The sequence below is a fragment of the Rhodanobacter sp. Root179 genome, assembly GCF_001428465.1.
GTDB lineage: Bacteria > Pseudomonadota > Gammaproteobacteria > Xanthomonadales > Rhodanobacteraceae > Rhodanobacter.
The window spans coordinates 26,639-43,476 of the sequence record NZ_LMHR01000063.1; the positions used below are offsets into that span (position 1 = coordinate 26,639).

At 68.2% G+C, this 16,838-nt stretch carries 15 protein-coding genes; 6 read left to right on the top strand and 9 right to left on the bottom strand.

The window, feature by feature from the left end:
- Positions 1-26: 26 nt before the first annotated feature.
- The 3 genes from ASD82_RS05760 to ASD82_RS05770 all read left to right on the top strand — a co-directional run bounded on the left by ASD82_RS05760 (position 27) and on the right by ASD82_RS05770 (position 3,699).
- Positions 27-2,210 carry a TonB-dependent siderophore receptor gene (locus ASD82_RS05760; RefSeq protein ID WP_056716735.1) on the top strand — a complete coding sequence of 728 codons (2,184 nt, stop codon included), beginning with the start codon at positions 27-29 and terminating at the stop codon, positions 2,208-2,210.
- 2 nt (positions 2,211-2,212) lie between these two features.
- A complete protein-coding gene (pnuC, locus tag ASD82_RS05765; RefSeq protein WP_007806225.1) occupies positions 2,213-2,794 on the top strand; it encodes a nicotinamide riboside transporter PnuC in 582 nt (193 codons plus the stop codon).
- Positions 2,795-3,069: 275 nt separating this feature from the next.
- Positions 3,070-3,699 (top strand): DUF4124 domain-containing protein, encoded by a 630-nt coding sequence (locus ASD82_RS05770; protein ID WP_200950236.1) that lies wholly within the window; start codon positions 3,070-3,072, stop codon positions 3,697-3,699.
- 48 nt (positions 3,700-3,747) lie between these two features.
- On the opposite strand, the gene ASD82_RS05775 is transcribed toward ASD82_RS05770, so the two are convergent.
- The 7 genes from ASD82_RS05775 to ASD82_RS05805 form a co-directional block, all read right to left on the bottom strand.
- Positions 3,748-4,440, bottom strand: a complete 693-nt coding sequence (locus tag ASD82_RS05775) for a histidine phosphatase family protein (RefSeq protein ID WP_082585258.1) — start codon at positions 4,438-4,440, stop codon at positions 3,748-3,750.
- 104 nt (positions 4,441-4,544) lie between these two features.
- On the bottom strand, positions 4,545-6,176 hold the full coding sequence (locus tag ASD82_RS05780; protein WP_056716739.1) for a serine hydrolase: 1,632 nt from the start codon (positions 6,174-6,176) through the stop codon (positions 4,545-4,547).
- 1 nt (position 6,177) lies between these two features.
- A complete protein-coding gene (locus tag ASD82_RS05785) occupies positions 6,178-7,092 on the bottom strand; it encodes a MurR/RpiR family transcriptional regulator (RefSeq protein WP_235580643.1) in 915 nt (304 codons plus the stop codon).
- A 4-nt stretch (positions 7,093-7,096) separates the two neighbouring features.
- A complete protein-coding gene (locus ASD82_RS05790) occupies positions 7,097-8,407 on the bottom strand; it encodes a peptide MFS transporter (protein WP_056716741.1) in 1,311 nt (436 codons plus the stop codon).
- Positions 8,408-8,443: 36 nt separating this feature from the next.
- Positions 8,444-9,466, bottom strand: coding sequence for a dipeptide epimerase (locus ASD82_RS05795; RefSeq protein ID WP_056716743.1), 1,023 nt, complete (start codon positions 9,464-9,466; stop codon positions 8,444-8,446).
- Between the two features lie 40 nt (positions 9,467-9,506).
- Positions 9,507-11,534 (bottom strand): serine hydrolase domain-containing protein, encoded by a 2,028-nt coding sequence (locus tag ASD82_RS05800; protein ID WP_056716745.1) that lies wholly within the window; start codon positions 11,532-11,534, stop codon positions 9,507-9,509.
- A gap of 37 nt (positions 11,535-11,571) precedes the next feature.
- Positions 11,572-13,905 (bottom strand): TonB-dependent receptor, encoded by a 2,334-nt coding sequence (locus ASD82_RS05805; RefSeq protein ID WP_056716746.1) that lies wholly within the window; start codon positions 13,903-13,905, stop codon positions 11,572-11,574.
- Positions 13,906-14,127: 222 nt separating this feature from the next.
- On the opposite strand from ASD82_RS05805, the gene ASD82_RS05810 reads away from it, so the two are divergent.
- The 3 genes from ASD82_RS05810 (at position 14,128) to ASD82_RS05820 (ending at position 15,739) form a co-directional block, all read left to right on the top strand.
- Positions 14,128-14,580, top strand: coding sequence for a MarR family winged helix-turn-helix transcriptional regulator (locus ASD82_RS05810; RefSeq protein ID WP_056716747.1), 453 nt, complete (start codon positions 14,128-14,130; stop codon positions 14,578-14,580).
- 64 nt (positions 14,581-14,644) lie between these two features.
- Positions 14,645-15,205, top strand: coding sequence for an isochorismatase family protein (locus ASD82_RS05815; RefSeq protein ID WP_056716749.1), 561 nt, complete (start codon positions 14,645-14,647; stop codon positions 15,203-15,205).
- 72 nt (positions 15,206-15,277) lie between these two features.
- Complete coding sequence (locus ASD82_RS05820; protein WP_056716752.1) at positions 15,278-15,739, top strand: DoxX family protein; 462 nt, start codon at positions 15,278-15,280, stop codon at positions 15,737-15,739.
- Here ASD82_RS05820 and ASD82_RS17660 read toward each other — a convergent pair.
- Positions 15,736-15,891 (bottom strand): hypothetical protein, encoded by a 156-nt coding sequence (locus ASD82_RS17660; RefSeq protein WP_157599029.1) that lies wholly within the window; start codon positions 15,889-15,891, stop codon positions 15,736-15,738. The genes ASD82_RS05820 and ASD82_RS17660 overlap by 4 nt on opposite strands.
- A gap of 14 nt (positions 15,892-15,905) precedes the next feature.
- The gene (locus tag ASD82_RS05825; protein ID WP_056716754.1) at positions 15,906-16,712 is read right to left on the bottom strand and encodes an isocitrate lyase/phosphoenolpyruvate mutase family protein; all 807 of its coding nucleotides are present in this window, start codon (positions 16,710-16,712) and stop codon (positions 15,906-15,908) included.
- Positions 16,713-16,838 lie beyond the last annotated feature (126 nt).

Consider the following 16,838-nt stretch of genomic DNA (forward strand, 5'->3'; position numbering starts at 1 on the left):
TCGTCCGTACTCCCTTGACGACGACGATGACGATGCTTCTTTCCCGCACTCCCCTGCTGCTCGCCCTGCTCGCGGTGATCGCCCCCGTGCATGCCACGGATACCGCCGGCGAACCGCAGGCCACGCGCCTGTCGCCGGTCCACGTGAACGCGAACGGCAGCAACGGCTACCACGCCGACAACTCGCAACTGGACACCTTCGGCAGCTTTGGCAATGCGCCGCTGCAGGACACGCCCGCCGCGATCACCGTGATCACCCGCGACCAGATCGACGACCGCCAGCCGCATACGCTGAGCGAACTGGCACGCAGCGACGCCGCACTCGGCGACAGCTACGCGCCGGTCGGTTACTACCAGGATGTCGCCATCCGCGGCTACGCGCTCGACCTGGCCACCGGCTACAAGCTCAACGAAATGAGCCTGGTCGGCGAACAGCCGATCGCGCTGGAAGACAAGCAGCGGGTGGAAATCCTCAAGGGCCTGGGCGGCCTCGAAGCGGGCGTGGTGGCGCCGGGCGGCCTGGTCAACTACGTCAGCAAGCGGCCGACCGACGTGCGCAGCGCCACCATCGGCACCGATTCGCACGGTTCGCGCTACCTCGCCATAGACGTCGGCGGCTGGCTGTCGCCGACGTTCGGCGTGCGGGTCAACGCGGCCCATGACGGCGTGCAGTCCTACGTCGACCACGCCGACGGCCGGCGCAACTTCATCTCGCTGGCAGCCGACTGGAAGATCAGCCCGAACGCCACCCTGCAACTGGACAGCAACTATCAGTCCAGCTCGCAGCGCTCGGTGTCCGGCTACCAGCTGCTCGGCGGCCGCGTGATCCCCGCGCATCCCGAGCGCACCCGCATGCTCGGCTTCGAACCGTGGCAGCAGCCGGTCGGCATCGACGCCAGCAACAGCACGCTGCGCCTCGACTACCGCCTGGCTGATGCCTGGACGGCCCAGCTCTCGGCCAGCCACAGCCGCGCGGTGATCGACGACAACGTGGCGTTCGCCTACGGCTGCTTCTACTCGACCGACTGCGCCAGCGGCGCCACGCCGGGCTGGTTCTTCGCACCCAACGGCGACTACGACGTCTACGACTACCGCAGCCCCGACGACACCCGCGCCAACGACGAAGCGCGCGCGGTGCTGAAGGGCGCGTTCGACACCGGCGCGGTCAGCCACGAGATCAGCCTGGGCGCCAGCGCGTTCCGCCGCACCATCGACCGTCGCGCCGACGTGTACGACTACGTCGGCACCGCCAACATCGATCAGCTGGACCCGCCGTACTTCGCGCCGTCGCCGAATCAGCCGGGCGCCTCGGTGCGTCGCCTGACCAGCTGGCAGCATTCCGTGTTCGCGCTGGATCGCCTGCATCTCGGCACGCAGTGGCAGTTGCTGGCCGGCGGGCGTTTCGTGCGCCTGCACGAACGCGCCAATGATTCCGACGGCGTGCCCGAGCGCGACACGCGACTGGGCAAGTTCCTGCCGCAGGCGGCCGTGCTGTACCAGCCCACCACGCGGCTGACCACCTATCTCAGCTACAGCGAAAGCCTGTCGCTGGGCAACGAGGCGCCGTACTGGACCGCCAACGGCGGCACCACGCTGGCCCCGCTGCTGGCGCGCCAGACCGAGGCGGGCGTGAAGTACGCCGCCAGCGATGCCCTGAGTCTGTCGGCGGCGTTGTACCGCATCAGCCAGCCATACCAGTTCGCCCGACCGGACAGCAGCGCCGAGGGCTTCACCTTCGTCCAGCAGGGCAACGAGGCGCATGCCGGACTGGAACTCAACGCCGCCGGCCAGCTGACCGATCGCCTGCGCCTCACCGCCAGCGTCAACCTCATTCGCGCACGTGCGCAAGACAACGGCGCGCCCGCTTACGAAGACCACCAGGTGGTCAACGTGCCGCGCCTGCGCAGTGCGGTGTACCTGGACTATCGCCTGCCGTTCGCCGACCGGCTCAGCCTGCTCGGCGGCTGGCGCTACGCCAGCAGCAACGTGGCCACGCCCGACGGCGTGACGCGGGTGCCGGCCTACCACGTGTTCGATGCGGGCCTGCGCTACGCCAGCCAGTGGAACGGCCACGCGATGACCTGGCGGCTCAGTGTCGACAACGCGTTCAACCGCTTCTACTGGCGCGACACCGGCAGCTCCGGCGGCGACAGCTACCTGTTCCCGGGCGCGCCGCGGCTGGCGCGCCTGTCGCTGACGTTCGCGTTCTGAAGATGACCTGGGTCGAACTCATCGCGGCCATCGTCAGCGCGCTTGGCGTCTGGCTCACCGCCCGGCGCCAGCCATGGTGCTGGCCGATCGGGCTGGTGTCCGTGCTGATCTACGCCTGGGTGTTCGTCGACGCCAGGCTGTATTCCGATGCACTGCTGCAACTGGCGTTCGCCGGATTCATCGGCTACGGCTGGTACCGCTGGCTGCAACACCTGGGCGAAGACGGACTCGTCCAGGTGGCGCCGCTGCCGCGGCGTCAGGCGATCATCCACCTCGCCATCGGCGGCGTCGGCGCGATCGCGCTCGGCGCCTTCATGCATCACCTCACCGACGCCGCCCTGCCCTGGCTGGACGCGGCGCTGACCGCCTTCAGCCTGGTCGCCCAGTGGTGGCAGGCGCGGCGGCACGTGGCCGCGTGGTGGCTGTGGATCGCGGTGGACGTGATCTACGTGGGCGAGTACGTCTACAAGCACCTGCTGATCACCGCGGTGCTGTACGCCGGCTTCGTGGTGCTGGCGGTGATCGGCCTGCGCGCGTGGCAGGGCGCCGGCCGCCAGCCGGCCGAAGCGTCGCCTGCCGCTTGAACGGCGCGACCCGGCCGCGCTACCGTCGACGCGTCGCCCTCGCGTTCAGCGCGGCCTAACCCGCGCGGCGGCAACATCCAGCCGATGCCAGAAGCGTGGGCGGTAGAAACCAAGCGGCTGCGGCTGCGTGGTTTTGGCCAGCTTTTCCGCTCACTTTCGTTGAATAGCTACGGCTATTCGCCTCAAATGATCGAGAAACCTGACTCAAAACCACTTTGCCTCGCTCGCTTGGTTTCTACCGCCCACGCTCCTAGTCATCCAGGATGGACGTCCCCATGAAAGTCCGGCCGAACCGAATTTCCCTGTCATGCCTGGCGCTCCTGCTGCTGGCCGCCGCGGGCACCGCGGGCGCGCAGAACATCTACAAGTGCACCGTCGGCGGACAGGTCAGCTACACCGACCATCCCTGCCCGCAGGGCAATGGCGAGCTGCTGCACCAGGCCGACGACACTGAAGTCATCGACCGCTACCTGCGCCTGGGCCAGGACAAGCTGGCGAAGAGCTATGCCGATTCGCACCACCTCGAAGCGCTGTACCAGCAGCGCATCGAGGCCCGCCAGCAGGCGCAGGACGAGAAGGAACAGCGCCAGGCCGACGAAGCCTACGCCGCGCAGCAGCGCGCCGAGCAGGAACGGCAGCAGGCGCTGGTCGACGAGGCCGCCGAGCGCAACCGCCTGCAGGGCGAGAACGAAGTCCTGCGCCAGCAGAACGACGCCTACCAGGACCAGCTGCAGCAACAGCCGGCGTACAACCCGCCGCCGGCGTACTGGGTACCGTATCCGAACCGTCGTCCGGGCCGCGATCACGACCACCACGGCGATGGCGACGGTCATCACCGCCCGCCGCCGAAGGAACCAGTGTTCCACCCGTGCAAGCAGCTGGCCGGTGGCCGCGTGCAGTGCTGAGCTGACGGGATGAAACGGCATCACGCGTGATCGCAACGCCGGTGTTCGCTACGGCAACGCCGGAATCGCCAGGCTGCGTTCGGCATCGCCGGTGGCACCGGTGCGCAGGGTGGGCGGGATGTGTCCCACGTCGCCCACCGAGATGACCTTGAAGCGGCCGTCGGCCTCGACCAGGATTCTGGTGATGCTGGCGTTGCCCACCGACATTTCCAGCCAGGCCTTGCTGTCGACGCCCAGTGCACGGACCACCATGTTGCGGATCACGTTGCCGTGGCAAACCATCAGTTCGGTCTGCGCGTGGCCGTGCGCCGGCTTGAAGTAATCCGCGAACAGGCGATCGAATTGGCGGGCGCAGGCCGCAAGGTCCGCCGGTTTCTCGTCGGCGGTCACTTCGGTGCGACGGGTCGGCGGCGTGCATTCGGCCAGGTCGTCGACCACCTCGAAATGCCGGCCCGGAAAGTCACCGGCGATGACGGCCGCGGTGTCGCGCGCACGCTGCACCGGGCTCACGTACATCGCATCGAAGCGCTCCGGCAAGGCGGCCAGCCGGGCGCCGGCCAGATGCGCCTGGGCCACGCCGATCGGCGCCAGGTGCGGACCCAGTTTCGGGTCAGCCTTCGCGTCGGGCAGGTAGTAGCCGTGGCGCACCAGCACGATGGTGCGCGTGGCGGGCGCCTCGGTCGCGCCGATTGACGCCACCGGCAGCAGGCACAGCAGCGTCAGCAAAAGTCGTGGAAACATGGCGTGCCCCGTTGCGGTCAGTGCGCCGAGTATCCAACGCCAACACGCAACGAACCAGCTCAGGCCGCCAGTCGGCGCGGCAGCAAGGTCCCGGACGAAGCGCGCTACTTGCCGGCAGCCACCGGGACGAAGCGCAGGTCCTGGTAGTCCCAGCTGAAATCGGCGATCGGCGACACCGCCTTCATCCTCATCTGCGCGATGCTGCCATCGGGGTTCAGCGCGAAGCTCACGTAGGCATCCTCCACGTCGGGCATCGCCCAGTGCGTGCGGAAGGTGTCGTGGCGCACGTGCTCCAGTACGCCATGCAACCCGGGCGAGCGATCGAAGCTGATCGTCAGCGCACCGTTCGCATCCTGGCGCAGGGTGGCCGTGCCGTACCACGGGTCGCGATACACGCCGGCGTATGCCGAAAGCGGCAGCGACGGAGCACCGCGGGACTGCGTGTCACTGCCCGCAGTCTTCAGCGCCGCCGCAGCGCTCGCCCTGATCCCCTCGAACATCCTGCCGTAGCCGGCGATCCAGTCCGGCGAGGGAAGTCCCAGCAGGCTGTCGAGCAGATGCTCGCGCATCGCCAGCAAGGTGGCGGGATCTTCGGCGTTGAGCATCACGGCGAACGCCGCGTGTCGTTCCGGAATGATCACCACCGCGGAATAGCCGCCCAGCACGCCGCCCAGATGGGTGATGATCCGGTGGCCGCGGTAGTCCTGCACCTCGAAGCCCAGTGCGTAGGCGTTGAATTGCGGTTGCGCCAGCGCGACCTCGGCCGGCAGCGGAGCGATCGGGATCAGCGTCTGCGGCGTCCACAGCATCTTCGCGGCCGCGGCGCTGAAGATCGGCCTGGCGTCCTTCCGCCGACCGCCATCGAGCTGCAGCCGCAACCATTGCCCCATGTCGGCCGCACTGACCTGCAGCGCACCGGCGGCCGCGAACACGCTGCCGGTCATCACCGTGGTCAGCACCCGCTGGGGGCCGACGCCGCGCACCGGCGTGGTGTTCTTGCCGTGCAACGCGGCCTGGTCGGCGGTGCGGGCATCGATGCTGGTCTGCGTGTCGCGCATCTGCAGCGGGTCGAGGATGTGCTGCTGCACGAAGTCCTCCCAGCGCTGGCCGGAAACGGCTTCGACGAGTTGCCCGGCGACGATGTACAGCACGTTGTCGTAGTCGTAGCCGCCGCGGAACGAGCGCACCGGCTTCAGGTAGCGGATGTCATGCACCAGTTCCGCGCGCGTGCGGTCGCTGGTGGGAAACATCATCAGGTCGCCCTCGCCCAGGCCCAGCCCGCTGCGATGCACCAGCAGGTCGGTCACCGTCATCTCGGCCGACGCATAGGCGTCGTACATGCGAAAGCCGGGCAGCTTGTCCACCACGCGGTCGTCCCAGTGCAGCTTGCCCTGGTCGACCAGGATCGCCAGCGCTGCCGCGGTGAAGGCCTTGGTGTTGGAACCGATCGGGAAGATCGTGTGCGCGTCGACCCGCGCGGCCTCACCCAGCTTGCGCACGCCGTAGCCGTGCGTGGTGATGGTCTGGCCATCGACGATGGTCACCGCCATGCCCGGTGTGCCGAAGGTCTTCATGGCCCGCGCGGCGAAGGCGTCCAGATCCTGCGCCGGCGCGGCAGGCAGCGCCGGGGCGCCGGCGACGACCAGCGCGATGAGCAACCCGGAGAGGCAACGGCGCAGCGACAGTCGCGGAATCCTGCAGGTCATGCTCTTGCCTCGCTCGATGATGTCGCCCATGTCAGCGCCGTTTTGCCGGCTTCTTCGCCTTCTTGTGCTGTCCGGCACGGGCCGGCTTGCCCTCGCCCGACATCGAAGGCCCGTCGTAGCCGATGAATTTCTGGCGCAACTCGGTGATGTCGCCGACCCGTCCGAGGATGTCGCCCATCTCGCGGATCACCGCGTTGATCAACAGGCTGAACAGGCTGGTGAGCGTGCCGAAGCTGTGCCAGGCGCGGCCGGTCTGCATCGGGATCATCAGCACGTGCGGAGTCAGCTGGCGCGCCCAGTAGCACTGCGTGTCGGTGATGATCAGCAGCGGAATGCCGCGCTCGACCACCTCCTCGGCCAGCAGGCGGAAGTGGCGCGAATAGCGGCGGATGTCGATCAGCACCACGCAACTCTGCTCGGTGGAATCCAGCAGCATGCCGGTATAGGAGCCGTCGGCGCCGGATTCGAACGACACCCGCGGCCGCACGTGCTGCAGCGAGGAGGCGAAGCCCAGTCCCAGGAAGGAGCCGTGCTGGAAGCTGGCCACCGACACGCGATCGGCCGACACCAGCATCTTCACGATGGGCGCCCATTCCTCGCCCCGCGCCAGCGCGTAGACATCGTTGAGGCTGCGGATCTCCGCCTGCAGGCTCTCGCTGATGTAGTCGGCGTCGGCTGCCGGTTCGGAGGTCTTGTACAACTGCATCCACGGCGCATCGCCGCGCAGTTCCTCTTTCAGGTCGCCGACGCCGGCATAACCCAGGTTGCGCAGGAACCGACCCACCGTCATCGCGCTCACGCCCACGCGCTTGCCCAGCGACGCGGCCGTCTCGAACGGGATGCCGCTGATGTTGTGCAGCAGGTAGCTGGCGATCTTCTGCTCGGCCGTGGTGAAGCTGTCCCAGCGGCTCTTCAGCTTTTTTTGCAGGTCCTTGGTCATCGTCATCCGCTTATCTGGCCAGCGCCATGGCGGCGCCTTCCGTTCCATGGGTTTCCACGTCGCCCAGGCGACGGCCAAGCATATACAACAGCGCGGCCGACACGCCGGCCACCGCCGCGATCAGGGCGAAGAACCAGGCGTGACCGAGCCGGCTCCACAGCGTACCCAGCGCGCCGGCCAACAGATTGCCGAAGAAGCCCGCGAAGAACCAGGTGGCGATGCTGGTGGCGCGAAAACCCTCCGGCGCCATGCGCCCGAACAGGGCCAGCCCCACCGGCAGGATGTACAGCTCGCCGGTGGTCATCAGCACGAACCAGGCCGCCAGCCAGCCCCAGTGCGCGCGCACGCCGTGCGCCTCGCACCACGCCGACAGCACGGCCAGCATCAGGTAGGAACCACCCACGATGGCGGCGCCGAACGCCATCCGCCCGAGCAGCGGCGTCTCCACGCCGCGTTGCGCCAGCCGCGCCCAGCGCGCCACCAGCAGCGGGGTGAAGGCGAACACCACCACCGAGTTGATCGACTGGAACCAGGTCATCGGGATGACCCAGCCCGAGGCCAGCTCGCGGTCCACGCCCTGGTCGATCCACAGCGCGATGGTGTTGCCGACCTGCTCGTAGGCGCCGCGGAACACCACCACGATCGCGGCGACGCCAAGCAGCAGCGCGAAACGATCGATCACCGCCCGATCCACCGGCGGCCGCGCCGCCCTTGCCTCGGCGCCGCGCTTCGGTTCCGGCGGCAGGTAACGGGCGCCGGCCAGGTAGATCACCAGCGACAGCAGCATGCCGAAGCCGGCCGCGGCGAAACCCCAGTGCCAGCCGTACGCCTCGCCCAGCGTGCCGCAGATCAGCGGCGCCAGGAACGCACCGAGGTTCACCCCCACGTAGTAGATGTTGTAGGCACTCTTGCTGCGCGGATCGCCATCGCGGTAAAGCCCTTCGATCTGGCTGGCCAGGCTGGGCAGGAACAACCCGTTGCCCAACGCGATGGTGGCCAGCGCCGGATAGAACAGCGGCTCGGAGGCCATCATGAAATGACCCAAGGCCATCGTGGCGCCGCCGATCATCACCGCGTTGCGCTTGCCCAGCCAGCGGTCGGCCACCATGCCGCCGAACACCGGCGTGAAATACACGAAGGCCGCGTAGGCGCCGTAGATCAGCGAGGCGTATTGCTGGTCCAGGTCCAGGTGCTTGGTCATGTAGTAGACCAGCAGCGCGCGCATGCCGAAGAAGGAGAACATCTCCCACATTTCGGTGAGGAACAGCACGCTCAGGCCGCGCGGATGGCCAAACCAGTTTTTCTCGCGTGCTGGAATCATGCTGTCGGACACGGTGCGATGTCGCTCCCCTGTGGTCTAGGCGGCCGCCGCCAGCGGCCCGCCCCATATCGCATCGTCGCACCAGATGCGGCCATGCTCGTAGATCGCCGACGGTGCCGGGTCACGCCGCAAGTAGATCGGCCCGTCCAGGTCCACCACCTTGCACGACTGGCCCAGCACGAAGGCCGGCGCCATCGCCAGCGACGAGCCGGACATGTTGCCCACCATCAGCTCGAAGCCCAGCTCGCGTGCCTGGGCGGCCATCGCCAGCGCCTCGGTGAGGCCGCCGCACTTGTCCAGCTTGATGTTGATCATGCCGACCCGGCCCACCAGCGACGGCAGGTCGTGATGATCCTGCACGCTCTCGTCGGCGGCGATCATGATCGGGCTGTCCAGCCCGTCGAGCCAGGCCTCATTGCCGATCGGGAACGGCTGCTCCACCACCGCCACCCGCGCCTCGACCAGCGCCGGCAGCAGGCGCGCGAACGAGTCGCGGGTGAAACCCTGGTTGGCGTCGACCATGATCCACGCATCGGGGCACGCCGCGCGCACCGCACGCACGCGCTCGGCGTTGAGCTCGTCATTGGTGAGCTTGAGCTTGAGCGCGCGGGCACCGGGGAAGCCCCGCGCGATCCCGGCCATCGTCGCCGGCGCGTCGGCGCCGAGGGTGAAGGTGGTCACCAGCGGCTGCGGCGCCTCGCCACCGGCCAGCATCCACACCGGCCGGCCGCTGCGCTTGGCCTCCAGATCCCACAGAGCGCAATCGACCGCATTGCGCGCGCCGCCGGCCGGCAGCAGTTGCAGCAGCTCCTGCCGCGTCAGGCCGCCCTCGATCCGTTCGCGCAGCGCCTCGACCTGCACCTGCATCGCGGCCGGCGTGTCGTTGCGGTAGTAGACGCCCAGCGCCTCGCCACGACCGAACCGGTCGCCCTCGTGCAGGGTCACCACCAGCGCCTCGAACTCGTCGAAGGTGTAACCGGTGATGTGGAACGGCTCCTTCAATGCCCACTTCTCGAGCCGCGTGTGCAACTGCAGCCGTGCGTGTCCCTCGGTACCCATGATCTCTCCTGCCTGATTGATGTCGATGCGCAGCGGTCCGTCAGAACCTCACGTTGAAACTGACCAGCCCGAACGCCACGATGAACCAGGCCAGGTAGATCGCCGCCAGCGCCAGCAGCGTTTCGCCGGCAAGCACCCAGCGGCCGCGCCGCGGTGCCATCCAGGCACGCACCGCATGCACCAGCACCGCCAGCGCACCGAGCAGGCCGAACACGCCGAGTACGTAAAGCAGGTAGAGCCAGCCCGTGCCCGAGCCGTCCAGCAGCTTCGACTCGTCGGCCGAGGTCACCGCGATGAAGGTCAGCCAGCCCAGCACCACCACCAGCAACGCCAGCACGCCGAGATGCGACAGCAGGCGCGTGCGCAGCTGGAGCGCCGTCAGCTGCAGCGGCCGCCGGTAATGCCGGCGCACCCAGCCGCCGACGAACCAGCTCAGCAAGGTTGCCAGCAGGATCGCCACCGACGCTCCCAGCAACGGACCGACCGTGCCCAGGCTGCGAGCCGCGGACACGCGCTGGAACAGGAACACCGGCACCTCGGCATCGGTAGCCCAGTAACGGATGCCGCCGTTCGCGTCGGCAACGAAGGCCAGTTGCGACTTGCCGTTCACTTCGCTGTAGTGCAGCGGCCCGGTCTCGTGCCACTGCAGCGGCTTGCCCGCGTAGTCGGTGAGCATCGACACCGCCAGCGTGCCGTCGGGTTTCGCCGCCACGTTGACCTGGCCGAACAGGTACAGCATGCGCAGCGCACTGTCGTTGCGGCGGCTGGCCTGGTACCAGCCAGTCACGCGCGCGGCATCAGCCTTGGCGGTGTCCACGGTCGACGGTGACGGTGCTTCCTTGGGGAAATAGCGGTCGAGAAATGCCTGGAAGATCGCCTTGCGGATCACGTGCACGCTGCCCGCATCGCCGGCGCTGTTGAACGACATGAAGATGCCGACGTTCGCATCCAGCAGCAGATGCAGGTCGCTGTGGAACACCATGGTGTCGCCGCCGTGGCCGATGATGCGCTGGCCGTTGCGATCCTCCTGGTAGAAGCCCAGGTCGAAGCCGTTCAGGCCCGGCGCCGCCGTGTACTGCGGGCTGTGCATCAACTCGGCGGTGGCCTGCTTGAGGATGCGGGTGTCGCCGAAACGGCCGCCCTGCAGCTGGGCGATCATGAAGTTCGCCATGTCGGTCGCGCTGCTGCTCAGCGCGCCGGCCGGCGCGGGATCGACCAGTTCGAACGGCTGCGGCTTGCCGTCGGAGGCGCTCTTGTAGCCCTTGGCCATCAGCGGCGCCAGCTGCGGCGGCAGCGGCATCGCGAAGCTCGAGTGATGCATGTCCAGCGGGTCGAGGATGTGCTGCCGGATGTAATCCTCGAAGCGCTCGCCGGAGACGCGCTGCACGATGTAGCCGGCCAGTCCGCAACCGTAGTTGGAGTACGCCACGATCTCGCCCGGCGGGAAGATCCGCGCGGGGATATGCGTCTTCAGGTAGCGCTCCAGATCGACGTCCTCGGGCTTCTTCGGCAACAGTCCGCGGGCGGTGTCCTCGAAGCCGGCGGTGTGCGTCATCAGCTGACGCAGCGTCACCGGCTTGCCGTCGCGCGCCGGGATGGTGAAGTCGAGGTATTCGTTGACGTCGTGGTCGAGGTCCAGCTTGCCCTGCTCCACCTGCTGCATCACCGCCGTCCAGGTGAACAGCTTGGAGGTCGAGCCGGGCCGGAACAGCGTGGTCTCGGGCGACACCGGCGTGCGCCTGGCCAGGTCGGCGTAGCCGTAGCCGCGGGCGAACAGCAGCTGGCCGTCCTTGACCACCGAGATCACCCCGCCGGCGACGTCGCCGCGCTGGATCATGTACGGCACCATGCCGTCGAGGAAGGTGGCCAGGTCGTCGGCGGTCAATGCATGCGCGACGCCAACCGGCGGCGCCAGCGCCGCGGCCGGCGCGGCGGCGACGGGCACGGCCGGCACCGGCAGGATCGAGCTTGCGGGTGCGGGGTTCGGCGACGACGGCACCTGCGCCATCGCGATGCCGACGGCACAGGTGATCGCTAATGCCGCGGCGAATTTCGCATAGCGGTTCATGGACGCACTCCGGATACGGTTCGGTGGAAGGGCATGCTCAGAAATCGACGCTGGCGGACAGGCCCACCGTGCGCGGCATCACGTAGACGGCGGCGAACGGATTGGCGTGGGGGTCGGTGGTTTCCGACGCCAGCGAGGTGATGCCGCGTTCGTTGGTCAGGTTCTTGACGTAGGCCTTGACCGTCCAGTTGCCGAAGTTGACGCCGGCGCGCAGGTCGATGCCGTCGTAGTCGGGCACGTCGCGGCGCGGGCCCGGCGCGGCGACGAAGTCGGTCTTGCGCTCGCCCACGTAGCGATAGCCCGCGCCGACGAAGCCGGACCAGCCGCTGGCCAGCGGAAAGTCGTAATCCACGCCGACGCTGGCGTTCCACTTCGGCACGTAGGGCAGCCGATCGCCCTTGTAGCCGAACAGGCCTGGCGGCGTGTCCGCGTCCAGCTTCGCGTCGGTCCAGCTGGCATTGGCCGACAGCAGCAGGCCCCGCACCGGTGCGTACTGCCAGGCCGCCTCGACGCCCTGGCTGCTGGCCTTGCCGCCATTGCCCATGAAGCCGATGCCGCCGGAGACGACGGTGAGCTGGATCTGGCTCCAGTCGATGTAGAAGGCGGACACGTCGAAGGTCATGCGCCGCTGCATCGTGGTGGCCTTCAGGCCCAGCTCGTAGCTCACCAGCTTGTCCGGACCGAACGTCAGCGGCGCGCCCAGCCCCGGCGGCACGCCGACATTCGGGCCGCCCGGACGGAAGCCGGAGGCGATGCGCCCATAGACCATCAGGTCGTCGCTGAAGCGGAAACTGGGATTGAGCAGGTACGTGGTCGGGTTGTCCGATCCGCGGATGGTGAATTGAGTGGGTCCGAGGATCAGCCCGTCACCGGTTTGCGCGTAGGTGGTGCGGTCGCTGCTGTAGCGCGCGCCCAGCAGCACGCTGAAACGCGAGGTGGCGTGCCAGGTCACGTCGCCATAGGCGGCCCACTCGGTGAAGATCGCCGGCCCCATCGACAGGTCGGCCAGCGTCGGCAGCGCGATCGGTTCGCCGGTGCTGGCATCGAAGCTCAGGATGTTCTGGTGGGCGGTGGTCTTTTCGCGCGTGTAGAACACGCCGGCGCGCCATTCCACGGTCTGCGTCTCCGGCGACTGCAGGCGCAATTCCTGGGTGAACTTGTCCAGCGTCATCGGGTTGACCAGCGAATAGCCACCGTTGGGCAGGCCGAACAGCGGGTTCAGCAATGGCCCGTAGGCCGCCGTGACGTCGGCGTTGGAGTTCATGTCCAGCGTGCCGTAGCTGGTCGACGAAAACAGTTTCGCCCCGCCGAAGTCCGCGTTGAGCGACGCGTCGTAGAGCCGGTACTTCAGCCGGAACTGGCCGGTGCCGGGCGAGCGCACCTGCTGCAGGTCGCCGTGGATCGGCTTCAGCGTCAGCGCATCGACGTCGACGCCGCCATCGACCAGGCCGGCACCGTCGCTGCCCAGGTTCTGCGCCAGCGCCGACAGGCGCAGCGAAACCGTGTCGCTCGGCGTCCACAACAACTGCGCGCGCGTGCCGCTCACCTTGGCGCGGTTGACGTCGTGCTTGCCGGTGAGGACGTTGTCGACATAGCCGGGATCGTGGCGTTCGTACGCATTGATCCGCAAGGCCAGCTTGTCCGCAGCCAGCGGCACGTTGAACATCGCGTGCACGTCCGAACCGGTGCCGCCATCCTCGACGCTGCTGACGCCGGCACGCAGACGACCGTAGGCGCGGGTGGCGTCCGGCGGCGTGGTGACGAACTTGACCAGCCCGCCCAGCGTGTTCGATCCATACAGCGTGCCCTGCGGCCCACGCAACACCTCGACGCGCTCCAGGTCGGCCGGATCGATGTCCGGCGTCAGCACGCTGCCGGCGGCGTACACGGTGCTGGAGCCGAACGGCACGTCATCGATGTAGGTGCCCACCGTCGAGTTCGGCTGGCCGCTGCCGGAAGTGATGCCGCGCAGCACCAGCTGGGTCCTGCCCTGCCCGCTGGAAATCACATTGAGCCCGGGCACCCGCGTGGCGTAGTCGGCAAAGTTGACCGCGCTCTCGCGTTCGAGCTGCAGGCCCTGCAGCGCCGATACCGCCATCGGCACATCCTGCAAGCGTTCGCTGCGCTTGTTCGCGGTCACGATGACCGTGCCCAGGTCGGTGGGTGCGGAACTGGCGGAGGCCGGTGACGATTGCTGACCCGCCCCGGCGCCCGACGCATCCTCCGGCGGGGTGCTGCCGGACGCGGGCGCGCCGGCATCGGAACCACCCGGCGACGATGGCTGGGCCGCGATGCCCAGCGGCGACCACAGGGCCACCGCGATGGCAACGCAGATTCCCCGACGAGCATGCTGCAGATAGCGAAAATCCATGACTCTCTCCCCCGAGATGGTCGCGTGGACAGCCCACGATCCGCAGTGTTATTCCATTAACATCGTCGTGTCAATGATATTTTGATATCAAATTGGCGAACTACCGCCTGCCAGGCACCGATGGCCAGGGTCATCCACGGCGGCGCGAACCGGTCGATCGACCGCCATTCATTCATGAAGTTTGCCTTTGTAGTTTGGCTTTCCATCTGACAGACTGCGCGGATGAACAAGCCATCCGTCAATCCGGCGGCGGCCGATGCCATGGCGACGGCCGTCGAGTTGCGCGTGCTGGTGGGCAAGCTGCGGCGGCGCCTGCGCGAACAGATCAACCTGGGCGGCCTGCCGTGGTCGCAGGTGTCGGTGATCGGGCACCTGGAGCGCGACGGGCCCGCCACCATCACCGCGCTCGCCCACGCCGAAGGCATGCGCCCGCAATCCATGGGTGCAAACGTTGCGGCATTGCTGGAAGCCGGGCTGGTGCGCGGCACGCCCGATCCCGACGACGGGCGGCGAACCCTGCTGTCGCTGACCCCCGCCTGCCGCAAGCTGATCAAGGCCAGCCGCGCGGCGCGGGAGGACTGGTTGTTCCACGCCATCCAGACCCGGCTGGCGCCGAAGGAGCAGGCCCGGCTTGCCCGCGCCGTCGCCCTGCTCAAGCGTCTCGTCGAGCCGTGACGGCAAGGCCGCGGCACATCTCCCCTCCGCGAAACGTAAGCCCGCCTCCCCCAAGGACGCCCTCATGGCCATCACCACGCTCGACCCGATCACCGCGCTGATCGTCATCGACTTGCAGAAAGGCATCGTCGCCTATCCCACCGCCCATCCGGCCGCCGAGGTGGTGACCCATGCCCGCGCGCTCGCCGAGGCGTTTCGCCGCAACCGCCTGCCGGTGATCCTGGTCAACGTGAGCGGCGGCGCGCCGGCGCGGACCGAACGCCCGCGCAACCTGGATGATCTGCCCGCCGACTGGGCCGAGCTGGTGCCCGAACTGGGTCGGCAGCCGCAGGATCACGTGGTGACCAAGCACACCTGGGGCGCATTCACCGGCACCGGCCTCGACACGTACCTGAAAGCGCAGGGCGTCACCCAGATCGTGCTCGCCGGCATCGCCACCAGCATCGGGGTCGAATCCACCGCGCGCCAGGCGCACGAACTGGGTTACCACGTCACCCTCGCCGTCGACGCGATGACCGACATGAGTGCCGAGGCCCACGCCAACAGCATCGCCCGCATTTTTCCGCGACTGGGCGAAACCGGCAGCACCGGCGAAATCATCGGCCTGCTCGGCACGCACGGGTAACCGGGGCGGGGTCCGCAGCGAATTCCGGTGGAAGCCTGCTGCTCTAGCGGGCATCTGCCCGGAATCCGGACCATGAACAACCCGCTGATCGCCCGCTGGGCGCCCCTTCCGCTACGCCTGATCGTCGGCTACGGATTCATGGAGCACGGGTTCGCCAAGATCATCCACGGTCCGGCGGGATTCGCCGCCATCCTGCAGGCGCTGGGCGTGCCGGCACCGCACCTGATGGCATGGCTCACGATCCTGGTCGAAGTGTTCGGCGGCCTGGCGATCCTCCTTGGCGCCTTCGTGGCGCTGGCAAGCCTGCCGATGGCGGTGGTGCTGCTGGTGGCCATCTTTACCGTGCACCTGCCGTACGGCTTCAGCTCGATCAAGCTGCTGGCGGTCACCGCGACGGGCGCGCATTTCGGCCAACCGGGATACGAGTGCGACCTGCTGTACCTGGCCGGCCTGGCCGCGCTGGTACTGGGGGGCTCCGGCCCCTGGTCGGTCGACGGGTTCATCCGGAAACGTCGACAGGCTGCGCTTCGCTAGTCGAGAGCGGCTTCCGTGCACTCGCCCCGGATGAATGCCTGCACGATCAGGCTCGCGCCGATGACGACCAGCCCGAGATGGATGCAGCGCAGGCGGCTCGGCAGCGAGTACAGGGAAACGCCGCGATCAGCACGACCAGCGGCGCGGAGCATCGTTTCGTCCGCTGTCACCTGCCGGCGAACAGGGCTTGCAACTGCGGGTACGGCATCGCGCCTTCGGCCATTGATTCGGAGCGGCCGCTGTCGAGGAAATCCTGCGCCAGCTTCCCCGCCTGCCCCCACAGCATCTGCGCAATGCCCGAGCCCGCGCTCAATCGCCGCACGCCCAACCGCTCCAGCTCGGCCGCCGGCGCCAGCCCCGGGTACGCCATCACGTTGACCGGCAAGCCGGCGCCTTCCACCACGGCGGCGATCTCGCCGGCATCGCGAAGACCCGGCACGAACAAGCTGTCGGCGCCGGCCGCGCGATAGGTCGCGCCACGCGACAACGTTTCCCCGACCCGCTGCGGCGCGTCGATCAGGCTGGCCAGGAACACGTCCGTGCGGGCATTGACGAAGATGTCTGCGCCGGCGTTCGCGGCAGCGTTCCGGATGGCCTCGATCTTCGCGGCAAGCTTCGCCGGCGCATCGCGGCCGTCCTCGATGTTGATGCCGGCAATGCCCGCGTCGAGCAGGCGGCGGACGGTTTCACCCACCGTCTTTGCGTCGTCCGAGTAGCCGTTTTCCATGTCGACCGACAACGGCACACGCAATACCCGCGCCATGTTGACGGCGGCGCCGATCGCCGCATCGGCCGGCATCTTTCCGCCATCGGGGTAGCCCAGCGCCCATGCCACGCCCGCACTGGTGGTGGCGATGGCCCGTGCGCCGAGGCTCTCGAACAGGCGGGCGCTGCCGGCATCCCAGGCATTGGGAAAGCGCAGGAGTCCGGGGCCGCCATGCATCTGGCGGAAGGTGGTGGCGTGCTGTGACATGGGGGGGGCTCCGTGACTGGCCTTGGGGAAGTCGAAGGGTAACGCCAGATGCCCGCCTCCATGACACCTCTTCGCCACCGCAGGGCGCGGGGGCGCTCCGCATCGCCCGCGAAAGGAATACGCTTC